Origin of the sequence: Burkholderia sp. BKH01 (assembly GCF_025685725.1) — a bacterium.
GTDB lineage: Bacteria > Pseudomonadota > Gammaproteobacteria > Burkholderiales > Burkholderiaceae > Burkholderia > Burkholderia pyrrocinia_C.
Map to the genome: position 1 here is coordinate 69900 of NZ_JAOTQT010000021.1, position 16097 is coordinate 85996.

Genomic DNA, 16097 nt, shown 5'->3' on the forward strand with positions numbered 1-16097 from the left:
ACGTCGATCTTCTGGGCCATTGACGTGCACGGTGCAAGCCGCGCGGTAACCGCTAGAATTGCGGTTTTAGCCCGGAATACGTCCATGTCTTTTGCCTCGCTTGGCCTGATCGATCCCTTGCTGCGTAATTTGCGGGATCTCAATTACCAGACACCTACGCCGGTGCAGGCCAAGGCGATTCCCGCCGTGCTCGGTGGCAAGGACGTCATGGCCGCGGCGCAGACCGGCACTGGCAAGACGGCGGGTTTTGCGCTTCCGCTGTTGCAACGGCTGGTGCAGCACGGCCCGGCAGTGTCCAGCAACCGCGCGCGTGTTCTTGTGCTGGTGCCCACGCGTGAACTGGCTGAACAAGTGCTGCAAAGCTTTGTCGATTACGGCAAAGGCCTCGACTTGCGATTTCTGGCCGCCTACGGCGGCGTGAGTATCAACCCGCAGATGATGAAGTTGCGCAAAGGCGTGGATGTGCTCGTTGCCACGCCGGGCCGTTTGCTGGATCTCAATCGCCAGAACGCAGTGCAGTTCGATCAAGTACAAACGCTGGTGCTGGATGAAGCCGACCGTATGCTGGATCTGGGCTTTGCGCGCGAACTCGACGCCGTCTTCGCTGCGTTGCCGGCCCAGCGCCAGACTCTGCTGTTCTCGGCCACGTTTACCGACGATATCCGCACGATGGCGGCGGGCATTCTGCGCGGCCCGGTGAATATCAGCGTCAGCCCGCCCAATGTCACGGCCAGCAAGATCAAGCAGTGGGTGGTGCCGGTGGATAAAAGGAACAAGCCTGAGCTCTTCATGCACCTTGTGGCCGAGAACAACTGGGAGCACGCGCTGGTGTTCGTCAAGACCCGCAAAGGCGTGGATTACCTGGCGGCCATGCTGGATGACGCGGGCTATGCGATCGACACCATCCATGGCGACAAACCGCAACCCGCGCGCCTGCGTGCGCTGGAGCGCTTCAAGACGGGCGAAGTCAATATGCTGGTAGCCACCGATGTGGCTGCGCGCGGGCTGGATATCGACGACCTGCCGCTGGTGATCAACGTTGATCTGCCGATCGTGGCGCAAGACTACGTGCACCGTATTGGCCGTACCGGCCGCGCGGGCGCCAGCGGCGTGGCGGTGTCCCTGGTGTGCGCCGATGAAGCGCCGCAACTGGCCGCGATCGAAGCGCTGATCCGGCAAACGCTGCCCCGTGAAGAAGAGCCGGGTTTTGAAGCCGAACACCGCGTGCCGGAAACCAGCGCAACGGGCCAGATTATCAAGAAACCCAAAAAGCCCAAGAAGCCCAAAGTGCCGCAAGCTGCGTCGGGCGCCATGCAGGCGCCCGGCAAAAAACCGCGCCCGCAAGGTGGCGAAAACAAACGCAAGCCGGCGGCGCAGCGCGCTGTAGCCGCGGGTAAAGGTTCAGGTTTGTCCAGCGGTAACCCGTTCGGCGTGCAAAAGCCACGCGGCAAACCTGCCGGCAAGCCAGCGGCGGGTTCACGCAAGCCGGCTGGCAAACCCGCAGGTGGCCGCGGCAAACGTCAACCCTGATCCGTGGGGATGAGCAACGCCAGCCCTGGAACAGGCTGGCGGTTTGCGGCCCGCCGGCAGGCAGCAGCGCGGCTTCGGCGTGCATCGGGGCCGCGGGGCCGCGGGTAACGGCGCACTGAATCCAGGATCCGCACAATTCGACTGCCGGGGTTGCATACGGAATCGCGGAAGCTAGACTGGAAGTTCCCCATGCAAACCATGGAGGGAGACATGACGACCATCTATGTCGTGAAGACCGGTGAGCAGTTCCTCTGCACCGGTGAGGATGGCGACATCGGCATGGCACCGGAGATTGAAGAAGCCATGTCCTTTCTGTCGTATGAGGAAGCGAAAAAAGCGGCGAACGAGAACGCCGACCCCGGATACGAAATCGTGGTCGTCAACATCACCCCCCGCTGACGCGGAGTTCGTTGCCGGGCGCTCGGTGAGGGAGGGTGCACGCAATTTTGCTCGCTCCATGCGACAGGGTGTCCGGTTGGCTGCGTCCAAACTCATCCGCGAACAGGCTGCATTGCGCATCGAGATTGGCACGGCGCGGCCCACCGAATGCCGCGACGGTGCGGGCGTCACCGCGTCGTGCGCGTCGCGAGCACGGTGCGGCGTTGTCTCGGTTCGGCCAGTTGGAGATACTCGACTGCCACGACCAGATTGCCAACAATCGTTGGCATGCAGGTGCAACCGAACACCAGGGTAAGCCATCGGCCACCATTACTGCGTGAGCATCAGGTTCAGGTTCTGAACCGCAGCGCCGGCTGCGCCTTTGCCGAGATTATCGAAAACCGCGGATAGGAGAACGTGCCCGTGTTCCATGTTGGGAAACACGCTCAAGCGCATGTCGTCCGTACCGTTCAGCACTTGCGGATCAAGGTGCGTCAAGACGCACGATTCGTGCAGCGGCAAGACATTTACGTGGACCGCCTCGGCATAGTGGCGTGCGAGGCATGCGTGTAACGCGGCACCATCCACGCCGGCTGCCAGCAGCCGCACATCCAAGGGCACCGTCAGCACGATGCCCTGGCGGAACGCACCATACGCAGGGACGAAGATGGGACGCTGCGTGAGCCCGGCATGCTGCTGGATCTCCGGGGTGTGCTTGTGCGCGAGTTCCAGACCATATACCTGGTATGAAGGCGCGTTGACGGCACCGCGCCCCTCATGTTCCTCCACACCGGCGCGCCCGCGTCCGGAGTAGCCGGACACCGCATGAATGCTGATGGGGTAGTTGCCTGGTATGAGCCCGGCCTGCAACAGGGGACGCAGCAAGCCAATTGCACCGGTCGGATAGCAACCGGGGTTGGTGACCCGACGTGCGTTCGCAATGCGCTCAGCCTGTCCCGGCGTCATTTCCGGAAAGCCGTATGTCCAGTCCGGCTGTGTGCGGTGGGCGGAACTTGCGTCGATTACTCTGACGGCAGGATTGACAATGGCGTCCACGGCCTCGCGCGCGGCGGCGTCAGGCAAACAGAGGATGGCGATGTCGCAGGCGTTGATGGCTTCTGCGCGACGCCTGGAATCCTTGCGTTCCGCCGCGGGAAGCGTGACCAGTTTCAGATCGGTCCGGCCGCGAAGCCGTTCGTGAATTTGCAACCCGGTGGTGCCTTGGTCGCCGTCGATGAAAACAAGGGGAGAGCTCATGCGCGCGGTACTCCGGTGACGGGTGAAAAGTGGAACGAGTCTGTGATCTTCCGCGCGCCGCTAGAATAGCGAAAGTCGAATTTCATAACTTGAACATTCAGTTTTTCTGAATCGGGACGCCGACATGCGAGAGATCAGCCTTGACCGCTTGCGCACCCTGGTCGCTATTGCCGACCGTGGCTCATTCGCCGACGCGGCGCGTGCGTTGCATCTGGCGCCACCAACGGTCAGCCTCCACATCGCTGAACTGGAAGAGCGCATCGGGGCTCCGCTCCTGTCGCGCAAGCGCGGACATGTTCGGCCGTCGGCAACAGGCGAGCTGTTGGTCGAGCGCGCACGTCGACTGTTGGCTGACGCGGAACAGGCGTTGGACGATGTTCACCGCCAGGTTCAAGGGCTTGTCGGACGCGTTCGGCTCGGCGCATCGACCGGCGCGATTGCGCATCTTTTGCCGCAAGCGCTTGAAGTGCTGCGTCAGCACCATCCCGCTATCGATATTCAGATCGCGGTACTCACCTCGCATGAAACGCTGACCCGATTGGCGGATGGGACGCTGGATATCGGGCTGGTCGCACTGCCTCAGCCTCCGGTGGCCGGGCTCGTGATAAAGCCTTGGCGCCGCGACCCCGTAATGGCCTTTGTGCCGGCGCATTGGCGGTGTCCGGCCCGCGTCACGCCTGAATGGCTCGCCGGCCAACCTCTCATTCTCAATGATGCGACCACGCGTCTGTCGCGTCTGACTGCGGAGTGGTTCGCGACCGCGGGGCACCATCCTGCGCCGCGCATTCAACTCAACTACAACGACGCGATCAAGAGCCTGGTAGCGGCAGGTTACGGCGCCGCGCTGCTGCCCCATGAGGCTGCTACGCCATTACCCGACAGGCGCATTGTCATGCGTCCGCTGCGCCCGGCGTTGTGGCGTCGGCTCGGCATTGCGCATCGTGCGGGGCACGTCGAGCGTTCCACGCAACATGTACTCGATGCGTTGTGGGATCTGCGATTGGCGTAGGAGTTTGCCTTTTCCCGATCTGGTTCGTTCTCGCGACGGGGCAGTAGCCTATTGCACGCCACGACAAACGAATGGCCGGTTTGTAGATATTTGGTAGGCCGAAGTGAGTCGTTCAGCGACATCACAAGAAATCCGCGAAGAACAAAAAATCGGGCCGACGACGCGCGATAGACAGCGCAAGTCCGGCCCGCGAAAGAGCACAAGACCCGAGTCGGGAAGCGCGTGTTCGGAATCGGTTGCCATTCGGTGACGAGATACGCGGCCATGTGCGGGACGATCGCGCGCACCGCATCGTCGAACGGTTTTCCGAACATCGCGCTCGCGCTGTCGACCCACACCGCAACGATCCCGTCGATGCCGAACGTGCCGCCGCGGCGCGTCGGCCTGCCCGACGAGATCGCGCGTGCGACGCTGTTCCTCGCGAGCGACGAAGCGTCGTACCGCAACGGCGCCGAACTGGCCGTCGACGGCGGGATGGCGGCGGGCGCGTATTACCCCGGATTGCCTGTCGCACCGTTTTGAGCGGTGGCGGACATCACACGTTCGGGCCGGATGTTTGTGTACGCAACCTAATTCAGGGTTTGCCTGAGTAGCGAAAACGCGAATTCGCCGGGCGCGCATGCGCAATTTTCATGCGCACGGCCGCCGGGCCGAATTTGCCGCTTTTGCCAAACCCTTGTCCGACGGACGTTCCCCGCGTTTCGTCCCCGACAGCGATCGCACCGACGCAGTCAAAATGACTGGCCGGCAACGCATGTGCCTGCACGACGTTATGGATGTTTCTTGTTGCAACGCAACGCCCGCGCGATAACGGCGATGGTATGCTGGCCGGCATGGAAGTTGTAAGGCAGGTTGCATGCATGGCGAAACTCGCGTTCGCATCTTCTAACGAGACATCACATCCTCTCGCCCGCATCGCGGCATCGACACGCGCTCAGTTCGCGTGCGCCGCGTTGCGTGTTGCTGCGTCCTGCATGTCGATCGCATTCCCCATCTGGCGGGTTCACCCCGCAACCCCCATCCCCGCCCAATAATCTGGAGACAGCCCCATGTCGCAAAACAATCTGGCCGAAGCCACACACGGCCCGCTGATCGCTCCCCCGGCCTTCGTCAAACATCGCAAGCTGATCGATTGGGTGTCGCGCATCGCGGCGCTCACGGAGCCCGAGCAAATCGTTTGGTGTGACGGTTCGCAGGAAGAATACGACGCGCTGTGCCAGGCGATGGTCGACCAGGGCACGCTCACGCGCCTGAACCCGGCGAAGCGCCCGAACTCGTTCCTCGCGCAATCCGATCCGTCCGACGTTGCACGTGTCGAAGATCGCACGTTCATCTGCGCGGCATCGCGCGACGACGTCGGGCCGACCAACAACTGGGTCGAGCCCACCGAAATGCGCGAGACGCTCAACGGCCTGTTCCGCGGCTCGATGCGCGGCCGCACGCTGTACGTGGTGCCGTTCTCGATGGGCCCGCTCGGCTCGCCGATCGCGCACGTCGGCGTCGAACTGTCCGACAGCCCGTACGTTGCGGTGAACATGCGGATCATGACGCGCATGGGCCGCGACGTGTACGACGTGCTCGGCGAAGATGGCGAGTTCGTGCCATGCGTGCACAGCGTCGGCCATCCGCTCGAAGCAGGCGAGAAAGACGTGCCGTGGCCGTGCAACCCGGTCAAGTACATCGTGCACTTTCCCGAGACGCGCGAGATCTGGAGCTTCGGTTCGGGCTACGGCGGCAATGCGCTGCTCGGCAAGAAGTGCTTCGCACTGCGCATCGCGTCGACAATGGGCCGCGACCAGGGCTGGCTCGCCGAGCACATGCTGATCCTCGGCGTGACGTCGCCGGCCGGCAAGAAGTATCACGTCGCGGCCGCGTTCCCGTCCGCGTGCGGCAAGACCAACTTCGCGATGCTGATTCCGCCGCAGGGCTTCGACGGCTGGAAGGTCACGACGATCGGCGACGACATCGCGTGGCTGAAACCGGGCCGCGACGGCCGCCTGTATGCGATCAACCCGGAAGCCGGCTTCTTCGGCGTCGCACCGGGCACCGGCGTGAAGACCAATCCGAACGCGATCTCGACGCTGAAGGAAAACGTGATCTTCACGAACGTCGCGCTGACGGAAGACGGCGACGTGTGGTGGGAAGGGCTGACCGACACGCCGCCCGCGAAGCTGACCGACTGGCAGGGCAACCCGTGGACGCCCGAGATCGGCAAGGAAACCGGCCGCAAGGCCGCGCACCCGAATTCGCGCTTCACAGCGCCGGCCGCGCAGTGTCCGTCGATCGACGCGGACTGGGAGAACCCGGCCGGCGTGCCGATCGATGCGTTCATCTTCGGCGGCCGCCGCTCGACGACGGTACCGCTCGTGACCGAGGCGCGCGACTGGGTCGAAGGCGTGTACATGGCTGCAACGATGGGCTCGGAAACCACCGCCGCGGCAGTCGGCCAGCAGGGCATCGTGCGCCGCGACCCGTTCGCGATGCTGCCGTTCTGCGGCTACAACGTCAGCGATTATTTCGCGCACTGGCTGAAGCTCGGCAAGCAGCTCGAAGGCGCGGGCGCGACGTTGCCGAAGATCTACTGCGTGAACTGGTTCCGCAAGGACGCGAACGGCAAGTTCGTGTGGCCGGGCTTCGGCGAGAACATGCGCGTGCTGAAGTGGATGCTCGACCGTCTCGAAGGCACCGGCGGCGGCGGCGAACATGCGTTCGGCGTGTCGCCCGCGTATGAAGACCTGCATTGGGACGGGCTCGATTTCACGCGCGAGCAGTTCGCCGCGGTGACGTCGATGAATGCCGACGAATGGCGCGAGGAGCTGAAGCTGCACGCGGCGCTGTTCGACACGCTGAAGCTGCGCTTGCCGGCTGAAATGACCGACACGATGAAGAAAATCGAGCAGCGCCTCGGCGCCTGACGATCCGCAACGATGCATTGACGCATCGGACCTGACGTCCCGCCGCCGGCTTCCATTGCCGGCGGCGGGACGTTTTTGCATCGATGCCGTTTCTCCATCCGCATCTCGCGAAATGCGACGCGGCGGGCCTGTCCACGACGGACATACGCCGCGCACGCGGTGCGCGACGCATTGCGCACCGCCGCGTAGAGCGTCGCCTGAAATGAACGACGCCCCGGGCAATCGAACGCATTGCGCGGGGCGTCGTCGTTTCAAGCGGTGAAGCAGTCAAGCGGTCAAGCGACCCACCGGCCGTCAGCCGAGATCGAGCGCGTTCGTGAGATCGCCCGGCGGCGTCTCGCCGCGCGCGGCGAACGCGTTGTTGCGCGCGGCCACGCCGTCGAGCGGCGCGAGCCCGTGCACGCGGCTGATGAAGCGCAGGATCGAGTTCGTGTCGTACAGCGTGTGATCGACGAAGCCCTTCTTCGCGAACGGCGAGATCACCAGCGCAGGAATCCGCGAGCCCGGCCCCCAGCGGTCGCCGACCGGCGGCGCGACGTGATCCCACCAGCCGCCGTTCTCGTCGTGGGTCATCACGATCACGGTGTTGTCCCATTGCGGCCCGCGCCGGATATGGTCGATCACGGTTGCGATGTGACGGTCGCCCGATTCGATGTCCGCGTAACCCGCGTGCATGTTCAGGTTGCCCTGCGGCTTGTAGAACGTGACGGCCGGCAGGCGCCCCGCATCGATGTCGGCGATGAAGCGGTTCGTCGACGGCGCGTCGCCGAGCCCTGCATCACGCAGGTGCCGCTGGCGCGCTTCGGTGCCCGGCGCGTAGTTGCGGAAGTAGTTGAACGGCTGGTGGTGGTACTGGAAATCGGGCACGGTGCCCGTGTCGCGATGCTCGAGCGCGTACTGCCACGCGCCGCTGTACCACGCCCAGTCGATGTTTTTCTCCGACAGGCGATCGCCGATCGTCGCGTAGCCCTGCGGCGGCAGCACGCGATGGTCGCCCGGATCCGCATACGCGGCGTTGCCCGGGTCGGGCGGCGGCACGTAGCTCGGCTGGTACGGCGGCGCCATCGTGTTCACGCCGTAGCCGTCGGGCGTCAGCGGGCCGTCGCCCGCGAACTTCGGCGGGCCGTCGAGCGCGGATGCCGGCGAATCGGCGGCGAGCGCGAGGCGCGTGCCGGCCGGATCGTCGCCTTCGACCTTCGACAGCAGCTTCGCCGCATGCGGATGCTTGTGCGCATCCGGATACAGCGGCGCCTGCGCGGAGATCAGGAACATGTGGTTCAGCCACGAACCGCCGAAAGCCGCCATGAAGAAGTTGTCGCACAGCGTGTATTGGCGCGCGAGATTCCACAGCCGCAGCGTGTCGGCCGAATTGCGGTAATGGCCCATCACGAGGCCGCCCGAATCGGCCCATGCGGCGAACTGGTCGTTGCGGCCGGCCGCGATCTGCATCTGGTTCTGGTAGAAGCGGTGCCACAGGTCGCGCGTGATCACGCCGTTCGGAAGCGGCTTGCCCTGCGCGTCGGCGATCCGGAACGGCGCGTTCGGCAGCTTGTCGATGTCGCGCTCGGCGATCGCGTAGCGCTTGCCGTCCACTTCCTGTGCCTGCGGCACGAGCCCGCCCCAGATCTTCGGCAGCACGGGCAGCGGCGTCTTGCCGTCGCGGTCGAGCTGCTGCGCGTGCTCGGGTCGCACCTCGCTCAGCGGATGGCGCACGCCCGGGAAATCGCCGTACAGGTTCGCGAAGCTGCGGTTTTCCGCGTAGATCACGACGATGTGGCGCACGCGCTGGCGCAACGCTTCGTCGATGCGCAGGTCGGCGGCGGAGCGCGGCGCGCTGCCCGGCGTGGTTTCGCAGCCGCCGAGCGCGACACCCGCCCCGAGCGCGGCGAGGCCGCCGAGTACGCGGCGGCGGTCGGGATCGGCGGGAAGGTCGTCGGGGCGATCGGGGGTGTCGGTCACGTCGTGGGCTCCTCGAATGGGCAGGTTGGCGGTGTCGTTCGATACGCGGCCGCGTCGCTCGGGCTGCCGCGATGCGAAACGGAAAGCAACGGCCGGCGTCGCGCAAAAGCAGATGCGACGCGGCTGTCACAAAAATGTCACGAATGCGACTATAACGCGGCGGGTGCCGTCGATGAAAGGTGTTTGTCGGACGATTCGACTCGCACGGCGGGCGATGCGCGACGCCCGCGCGCGAGCTAGACTGGATTCAGGGGCGGCGCGTCGCGGCGTGCCGCCCGGGCGAGGATCGCCCGACGGTGCCGGCCGACGGCGCCGCCGCGGCGTCATCGAGGCGACGAAACGAGGCGACACAGCGAGGCGACGATGGCGCGGATGGATGCCGTTTCCGCATGGCCGCCGATGCCGCGCGCCGGTCGCGCGCGGTTGTCCGCGTGAGCGCGCGCCGCACCGCGCGTGCGGCCGGGCGGATGCCATGGACAGGAAATTCGACTACCCGGGATTGCTGATCGCGGCGGGCTTCTTCGTGCTGTTCGCCGCGCAGTTGCTGATGCTGCACCCGGCTTCGGCGCCGATCGCTTACAGCGATTTCCACCGGCTCGTCGCCGCGCGGCTCGTCGACGATCTCGAGGTCGGCCCCGCGTCGATCACGGGCACGCTGAAGATGCCGCAGGCCGGCACGATGCTGCCGGCGTCCGAAGCCGCGGCCGTGCAGCAGGCCGGCGCGCCGTGGCGCTTCACGACCAACCGCGTGACCGACGAGCACCTGACCGACACGCTGACCGCCGCCGGCATCCGCTATCACGGCACGCCCGACACGAGCTGGATCGCGTCGATTGCTTCGTGGCTGCTGCCGCTCGTGCTGTTCGTGTTTGTATGGAACATGATGCTGCGCAGGCGCGGCGGGCTGCAGGATTTCACCGGGATGGGCAAGAGCCGCGCGCGCGTGTACGTGCAGCAGGAAACCGGCATCACGTTCGACGACATCGCGGGCATCGACGAGGCGAAGGCCGAGCTGCAGCAGCTCGTCTCGTTCCTGCGCAACCCCGACCGCTACCAGCGGCTCGGCGGCAAGATTCCGAAGGGCGTGCTCGTCGTCGGCGCGCCGGGCACGGGCAAGACGCTGCTCGCGCGCGCGGTGGCCGGCGAGGCGGCCGTGCCGTTTTTCTCGATCAGCGGCTCGGCGTTCGTCGAGATGTTCGTCGGCGTCGGCGCCGCGCGCGTGCGCGACCTGTTCGAGCAGGCGCAGCAGAAGGCGCCGTGCATCGTGTTCGTCGACGAGCTCGATGCGCTCGGCAAGGTGCGCGGCGTCGGCCCGATGTCGGGCAACGACGAGCGCGAGCAGACGCTCAACCAGCTGCTCGTCGAGATGGACGGCTTCCAGGCCGGCTCCGGCGTGATCATCATGGCCGCGACGAACCGGCCGGAGATCCTCGATCCCGCGCTGCTGCGGCCGGGCCGTTTCGATCGCCACATCGCGATCGACCGGCCCGACGTGAACGGCCGCCGGCAGATTCTCGGCGTGCACGTGAAGCGCGTGAAGCTCGCGGCCGACGTCGATCTCGGCGAACTCGCGTCGCGCACGCCGGGCTTCGTCGGCGCCGATCTCGCGAATGTCGTCAACGAGGCCGCGCTGCATGCGGCCGAACTCGGCAAGCCGGCGATCGGCATGGCCGACTTTGACGAGGCGATCGACCGCGCGTTGACGGGCCTCGAGCGCAAGAGCCGCGTGATGAACGCACAGGAGAAGCTGACCATCGCGTATCACGAGGCCGGTCACGCGCTCGTCGCGGAAAGCCGCGCGTACTGCGATCCGGTGAAGAAAGTGTCGATCATTCCGCGCGGCGTCGCGGCGCTCGGCTATACGCAGCAGGTGCCGACCGAGGATCGTTACGTGCTGCGCAGGAGCGAGCTGCTCGACCGGATCGACGCGCTGCTCGGCGGGCGCGTCGCCGAAGAGCTCGTGTTCGGGGACGTGTCGACGGGCGCACAGAACGATCTCGAACGCGCGACCGCGATGGCGCGCCACATGGTCATGCAGTATGGGATGAGCGAGAAGATCGGGCTCGCGACGTTCGACGACGGCGATGCGCGCCAGGGCATGCCCGGCGCATGGCATGCGGGCGCCGGACGCTGCAGCGAGCACACGGCTCGGATGATCGACGACGAGGTGCACGCGCTACTGGCCGACGCGCATGCGCGAGTCGCGGCGACGCTCGGCGAAGGCCGCGATGCGCTCGAACGCATCGCGCGACGGCTGCTGCAATGCGAAGTGCTCGAACGCGACGCGCTGAAGGCGCTGATCGACGGGCGCATCGAACCGTCGTCCGCAACGACGGCACCCGGTGATGAAGCCGGCCCGCGCGGCGACGCGCTCGCGCCGGAGCAGGCGTCGGTGGTCGAGCGCGATTTCGTCGCGTACGGGCCGCCGCGCGAACCCGATCGCTGAATGCGCCGCAAACCTGCGGCCGGCGCGTGTCGATGCGGCGATGCGCCGGAATTCCTTTCCCTCTTTCCAGCTACGGAGTCGCCATGAGCGAGGCGCACGTATCGGTCGAAGTCGCGCAGCAGGCGCGATTCGGCTTCGAAGTCAGGTTTGCCGGCACGACGCTGTCGCCGGTGCTCATCGATGAACCGCCGCCGCTCGGCGACGGGCGTGGGCCTAACCCGATCCGGCTGCTTGCCGCGTCGGTCGCGAGCTGTCTCGCGGCGAGCCTGCTGTTCGCGCTGAACAGGCAGCATGTCGATCCGGAGCCGGTCACCGCGCGGATCGACGTCGACATGGCGCGGAACGAAGCGGGCAGGGTGCGCGTGGGCGCGATGGCCGTGCGGCTGTCGATCGGCAAGACGTGGGCCGATCTGGCGGCAACGACGCGCGTGCTCGATCAGTTCGATGCGTATTGCGTGGTGACCGAGAGCATACGCGCGGGCATCCCGATCTCGGTCGATGTGTGCGATGTGAACGGCGCGGCGCTCGAATACGCGGCGACGGATCTGTGAGTGCGCGTCAGGATTCGGTCGCGGCCGCGATTTCGGCCGCTTCGGCGAGCGCTTCGAGAAAACGCGTGCGCCACCAGTGCACGTCGGTCTTGCGCACGATCGCCATCAACGCGGAGTGGCGCTGGCGGCGTTCTTCGAGCGGCATCGTCAGCGCGCGCTGGATCGCCTGCGCGGTGCCTTGCGTGTCGTACGGATTGACGAGCAGCGCCGGCTTCAACTGCTCGGCCGCGCCCGCGAAGCGCGACAGCACGAGTACGCCCGGGTCGGCCGCGTCCTGCGCGGCGAGGAATTCCTTTGCGACGAGGTTCATCCCGTCGCGTAGCGGCGTGACGAGCGCGACGCGGCTTGCACGATAGAGGCCCGGCAAGCGCTTGCGCGCGACGGTGCGATGGATGTAGCGCATCGGCATCCATTCGAGTTCGCCGTAGTCGCCGTTGATCGCGCCGCACAGGCTGTCCATCTCGCGCCGCAGGTCGTCGTATGCGCCGAGATCCTCGCGGCTCGGCGCGGCGATCTGGATCAGCGTCGCGCGGTTGCGGTTCTCCGGGTACTGTTCGAGCAACTGGCGGAATGCATGCACGCGCTGCGGCAGCCCCTTCGTGTAGTCGAGCCGGTCAACGCCGACCAGCAACTGGCGGCGCGAATATTCATCGCGCATCCGGTCGAACATGTCGATGCCGTCGCGATCGCGGGCGAGCGACTCGAACTCGTCGACGTTGATGCCGATCGGAAACGCGCCGGCCGACAGCGTGCGGCCGAACGCGCGCAGGCGGCCGTCGGGCAGCCGCGCGGCGCCGGCTTCCGCTTCGACGTAATGCTCGAAGTGGAGCAGATCCGATTCGGTCTGGAAGCCGACGAGGTCGTACGCGAACAGCGAGCGCATCAGCCATTCGTGTTCGGGGATCGCGGCCATGATCGGCGGCGGCGGCATCGGGATGTGCAGGAAGAAGCCGATCGGATTCGTGCAGCCCATCGCGCGCAGCTCGGCGGCGAGCGGAATCAACTGGTAGTCGTGCACCCAGACGACGTCGTCGGGCCGCAGCAGCGTGCGCAGCTTGCGCGCGAACAACTGGTTCACGCGCCGGTAGCCGTCGGCGAAGCGCCGGTCGAACTGCGCGAGATCGAGCCGGTAGTGGAACACCGGCCACAGCACGTTGTTCGAATAACCGAGGTAGTACGCGTCGTAATCCTGCGGATCGAGATCGATCGTCGCGAGCTGGATCCCGCCGACGTGCTGGATCTGCACCTCTTCGCCATGCGAGGGTTGATCGTCGGCGCCGCGTAGCCTGCCGCTCCAGCCGAACCAGACGCCGCCGGTTTCCTGCAGGCTGTCCTTCACGGCGACGGCGAGGCCGCCGGCCGCGGCTTTACGGGGATCTGCGATGCGATTGGATACGACGACGAGTCGGCTCACCAGCTCTCCTGAAGATTGTTGGGGGAAGGTTCGTGCGGCCGGGGCGCGAAGCGGACGCCGCCATCGGCGCGCTGCGCGCGATGCGATGGGGCCGCAATGCGATCGGACGGGAATCAGGGCGCGCGATTCGCTGTCCGACCGGGGAGTGCTTTTTTTAGGATACTCGTCATTCGCCAGTTTTAAAAGGCTGCATCGGCGAGCGGCGCGGACGCGAATGGAGTGCGATATCCATGATATCGGTGTGGCAACGCGCGATGCAATGGCGGGATCGAAACTTGCACGGCGGAGGAAGGGGGAAGGTCGGACGGTGATTCGTGCCGGTGTGCGAGCGTGCGTCCGCACTCGCGCACGATGCCGCGCCGATCGTCGGTGATCGTCGGCGATGGCCTTCGATGCGGCTGCGCCGATGCGCGACCTACATGCGCGCGTGCCGCGAACGTGCGACTCGCAGCGGCGACGCGCGACGTCGTGCGCGCGCACCGGGCTCGCCGAATGGCGACGATGCGCAGCCGCACCGCGTGCCGCGCGCGGCCGCGCATCGCGCGGTGCGCGCAAGCGCGGCGCAGGCGGACAACCGGGGCAGCGTATGCATCGTCGTCTCCTTGCCGCAGCCGTTACGCGGTGGCCGGCTGCCGGTGACGCGCGTCGGCCTCGTGCGCATACATGCCCGGCGAAGTCGCGTGTGCGCCGGGCGGCATCCGGAACGCGGCAACCGTTTCGGACAACTCGCGGCCCTGTGCCTCGAGCGACTTCGATGCGGCCGCGGCCTGTTCGACGAGCGCCGCATTCTGCTGCGTCGTCTCGTCCATCTGCGTGATCGTCAGGTTCACCTGGTCGATGCCGCGGCTCTGCTCGGCCGACGCGGCCGCGATCTCGCCCATGATGTCCGTCACGCGCGCGACGGCCAGCGTGACGTCGGACATGGTCCTGCCGGCTTCGCCCGCAAGCGCCGAACCGTCCTTGATGGTCTGCACCGACGCGGAGATCAGCGCCTTGATTTCCTTCGCCGCCGTCGCCGAACGCTGCGCGAGACTGCGCACCTCGCCCGCGACGACCGCGAAGCCGCGGCCCGTTTCGCCCGCGCGCGCTGCTTCGACGGCCGCGTTCAGCGCGAGGATGTTGGTCTGGAACGCGATGCCTTCGATGATGCCCGTGATGTCGGCGATCTTCGACGAGCTGTGGCCGATCTCCGTCATCGTGTCGACCACGCGGCCGACTACCGAGCTGCCGCGATGCGCGACCTCCGACGCATTCGAGGCGAGCGTGCTCGCCTGCTGTGCGTTTTCCGCGTTCAGCCGCACCGTCGACGTGAATTCCTCCATCGTCGCGGCGGTTTCCTGCAGCGACGCGGCCTGTTCCTCGGTGCGCTGGCTCAGGTCGAGGTTGCCCGACGCGATCTCGCTCACAGCATGCGCGATGCTGTTCGACGAATCGCGCACGCGGCCGACGATGCCGATCAGCCGCTCGTTCATCGTCCGCAGCGCTTCGAGCAGGTCGCGCGTTTCGTCGTTGCCGCTCACCGGGATGCGGCTGCCGAGATCGCCGTTCGCCACCGTGCGCGCGACGTCCACGGCCGAGCCGATCGGCACCGTGATCTTGCGCGTCAGCCACAGGCCGGCGCAGGCCCCGATCGCGACGGCGATCAGGCTGATGCCGGCCAGCAGGTTGCGCTCCGTCGTGTAGCGATCCGCGAATTGCCGCGCGATCGCGCGTTCGCGTTCATGCGTATAGGTCGCGTACGCGTCGGTCGCGCGCACCAGTTGCGCGAGCAGCGGGCGGCAATGCTCGTCGATGTCGGCGATCGCCTCGTCTTTCCTGCCGGCCTGCGCGAGCGCGGCGATGCGCAACGCGACGGGGCCGTAGCTGGTTTCGACGCGCACGATGTCGGCCACCAGTTCGCGCGCGCGATCGGCCGTGTCGGTCGCGTTCGCCATCATCTCGTTGAGCTTCGCGAGACGTTCCTGCACGTCCTTGTGCGCCTGGTTCACTTCGGCCAGTTCGAGCTCGATGTCGGATGGTCGGGTCACGAGCACGAGATTGCGTGCGGCGATCGCGCGCCGATCGACCGCGGTGCGGACTTGCGCGGACAGGCTCGCCCGCGCGTTGATGCCGTTCATGTAGCGGGAAAACTCGGCGTTCGTATCGGACAGCGCCTTGAGGGCCATGCCCGACACGATCACGACGACCCCGGCGAGCAGGCCGAAGCCGCCAAGGAGTTTTGTCTTGATGCTCATTCTGGCGATTTTCACGTCGTGCCCCCGCGCGAGTGGTGGGTAAATGGAATTTATTGTTCGACCAGATACGGGCTCGTGCAGGCATTAACGGGTAATGCCGGATGATTCTTTACCCTTAAAAATCCCTGATATTGGTTTTTTTAGTGCTGGGAGCCTTGTGGGGCGGCTGTTCTTGATCATGATCAAAAAGCCGCGCGTCACGCGTTTATACGCAGAATTCGAATCCGGTTTGATTGTTTAAATCCAGAATCGCTTTTTTAAACAACCGTCTGATGATTTTATTTCGATTTGTTGGAGAATAACGGAATTTTCTTGCGGGTGAATTGGAGGAGTGCGCCGATACGCGTTATCGGCGTGCGCCGCGTGATTGGCGGCAAGGGCGGATAAAGAGGAATGGGCGCCCG

10 protein-coding genes and 1 pseudogene are annotated in these 16097 nt (G+C 65.9%); 7 read left to right on the forward strand and 4 right to left on the reverse strand.

Annotated features, from left to right (window positions below; translation table 11 throughout):
• The first annotated feature begins 84 nt into the window (after window positions 1-84).
• Together OEJ37_RS25755 and OEJ37_RS25760 are read left to right on the forward strand one after the other, a co-directional pair.
• Window positions 85-1530, forward strand: coding sequence for a DEAD/DEAH box helicase (locus OEJ37_RS25755; RefSeq protein ID WP_263346830.1), 1446 nt, complete (start codon window positions 85-87; stop codon window positions 1528-1530).
• Window positions 1531-1740: 210 nt separating this feature from the next.
• A complete protein-coding gene (locus OEJ37_RS25760) occupies window positions 1741-1929 on the forward strand; it encodes a hypothetical protein (RefSeq protein ID WP_152859827.1) in 189 nt (62 codons plus the stop codon).
• 309 nt (window positions 1930-2238) lie between these two features.
• Here the strand turns inward: OEJ37_RS25760 and argC are convergent, their stop codons facing one another.
• On the reverse strand, window positions 2239-3165 hold the full coding sequence (gene argC, locus OEJ37_RS25765; RefSeq protein WP_174418604.1) for an N-acetyl-gamma-glutamyl-phosphate reductase: 927 nt from the start codon (window positions 3163-3165) through the stop codon (window positions 2239-2241).
• Between the two features lie 124 nt (window positions 3166-3289).
• Here argC and OEJ37_RS25770 point away from each other — a divergent pair, with 124 nt between their 5' ends.
• The 3 genes and pseudogenes from OEJ37_RS25770 to OEJ37_RS25780 all read left to right on the forward strand — a co-directional run bounded on the left by OEJ37_RS25770 (window position 3290) and on the right by OEJ37_RS25780 (window position 7089).
• Entirely contained in the window at window positions 3290-4174 is an 885-nt protein-coding gene (locus tag OEJ37_RS25770; RefSeq protein WP_174418603.1) for a LysR family transcriptional regulator, read from the forward strand.
• A gap of 363 nt (window positions 4175-4537) precedes the next feature.
• Window positions 4538-4696, forward strand: a pseudogene (locus OEJ37_RS25775) (SDR family oxidoreductase); the annotation flags it as partial.
• A 527-nt stretch (window positions 4697-5223) separates the two neighbouring features.
• Window positions 5224-7089 carry a phosphoenolpyruvate carboxykinase (GTP) gene (locus OEJ37_RS25780; RefSeq protein WP_174418602.1) on the forward strand — a complete coding sequence of 622 codons (1866 nt, stop codon included), beginning with the start codon at window positions 5224-5226 and terminating at the stop codon, window positions 7087-7089.
• Between the two features lie 294 nt (window positions 7090-7383).
• Here OEJ37_RS25780 and OEJ37_RS25785 read toward each other — a convergent pair whose 3' ends face one another.
• Entirely contained in the window at window positions 7384-9048 is a 1665-nt protein-coding gene (locus OEJ37_RS25785) for an acid phosphatase (RefSeq protein ID WP_174420617.1), read from the reverse strand.
• A 472-nt stretch (window positions 9049-9520) separates the two neighbouring features.
• On the opposite strand from OEJ37_RS25785, the gene ftsH reads away from it, so the two are divergent.
• The gene (gene ftsH, locus OEJ37_RS25790) at window positions 9521-11494 is read left to right on the forward strand and encodes an ATP-dependent zinc metalloprotease FtsH (protein WP_263346835.1); all 1974 of its coding nucleotides are present in this window, start codon (window positions 9521-9523) and stop codon (window positions 11492-11494) included.
• An 83-nt stretch (window positions 11495-11577) separates the two neighbouring features.
• On the forward strand, window positions 11578-12045 hold the full coding sequence (locus tag OEJ37_RS25795; RefSeq protein WP_263346837.1) for an OsmC family protein: 468 nt from the start codon (window positions 11578-11580) through the stop codon (window positions 12043-12045).
• A 7-nt stretch (window positions 12046-12052) separates the two neighbouring features.
• Here the strand turns inward: OEJ37_RS25795 and otsA are convergent, their stop codons facing one another.
• Window positions 12053-13459 carry an alpha,alpha-trehalose-phosphate synthase (UDP-forming) gene (gene otsA / locus OEJ37_RS25800; protein ID WP_263346839.1) on the reverse strand — a complete coding sequence of 469 codons (1407 nt, stop codon included), beginning with the start codon at window positions 13457-13459 and terminating at the stop codon, window positions 12053-12055.
• Between the two features lie 614 nt (window positions 13460-14073).
• Entirely contained in the window at window positions 14074-15693 is a 1620-nt protein-coding gene (locus OEJ37_RS25805; protein WP_263346842.1) for a methyl-accepting chemotaxis protein, read from the reverse strand.
• Window positions 15694-16097: the final 404 nt, after the last annotated feature.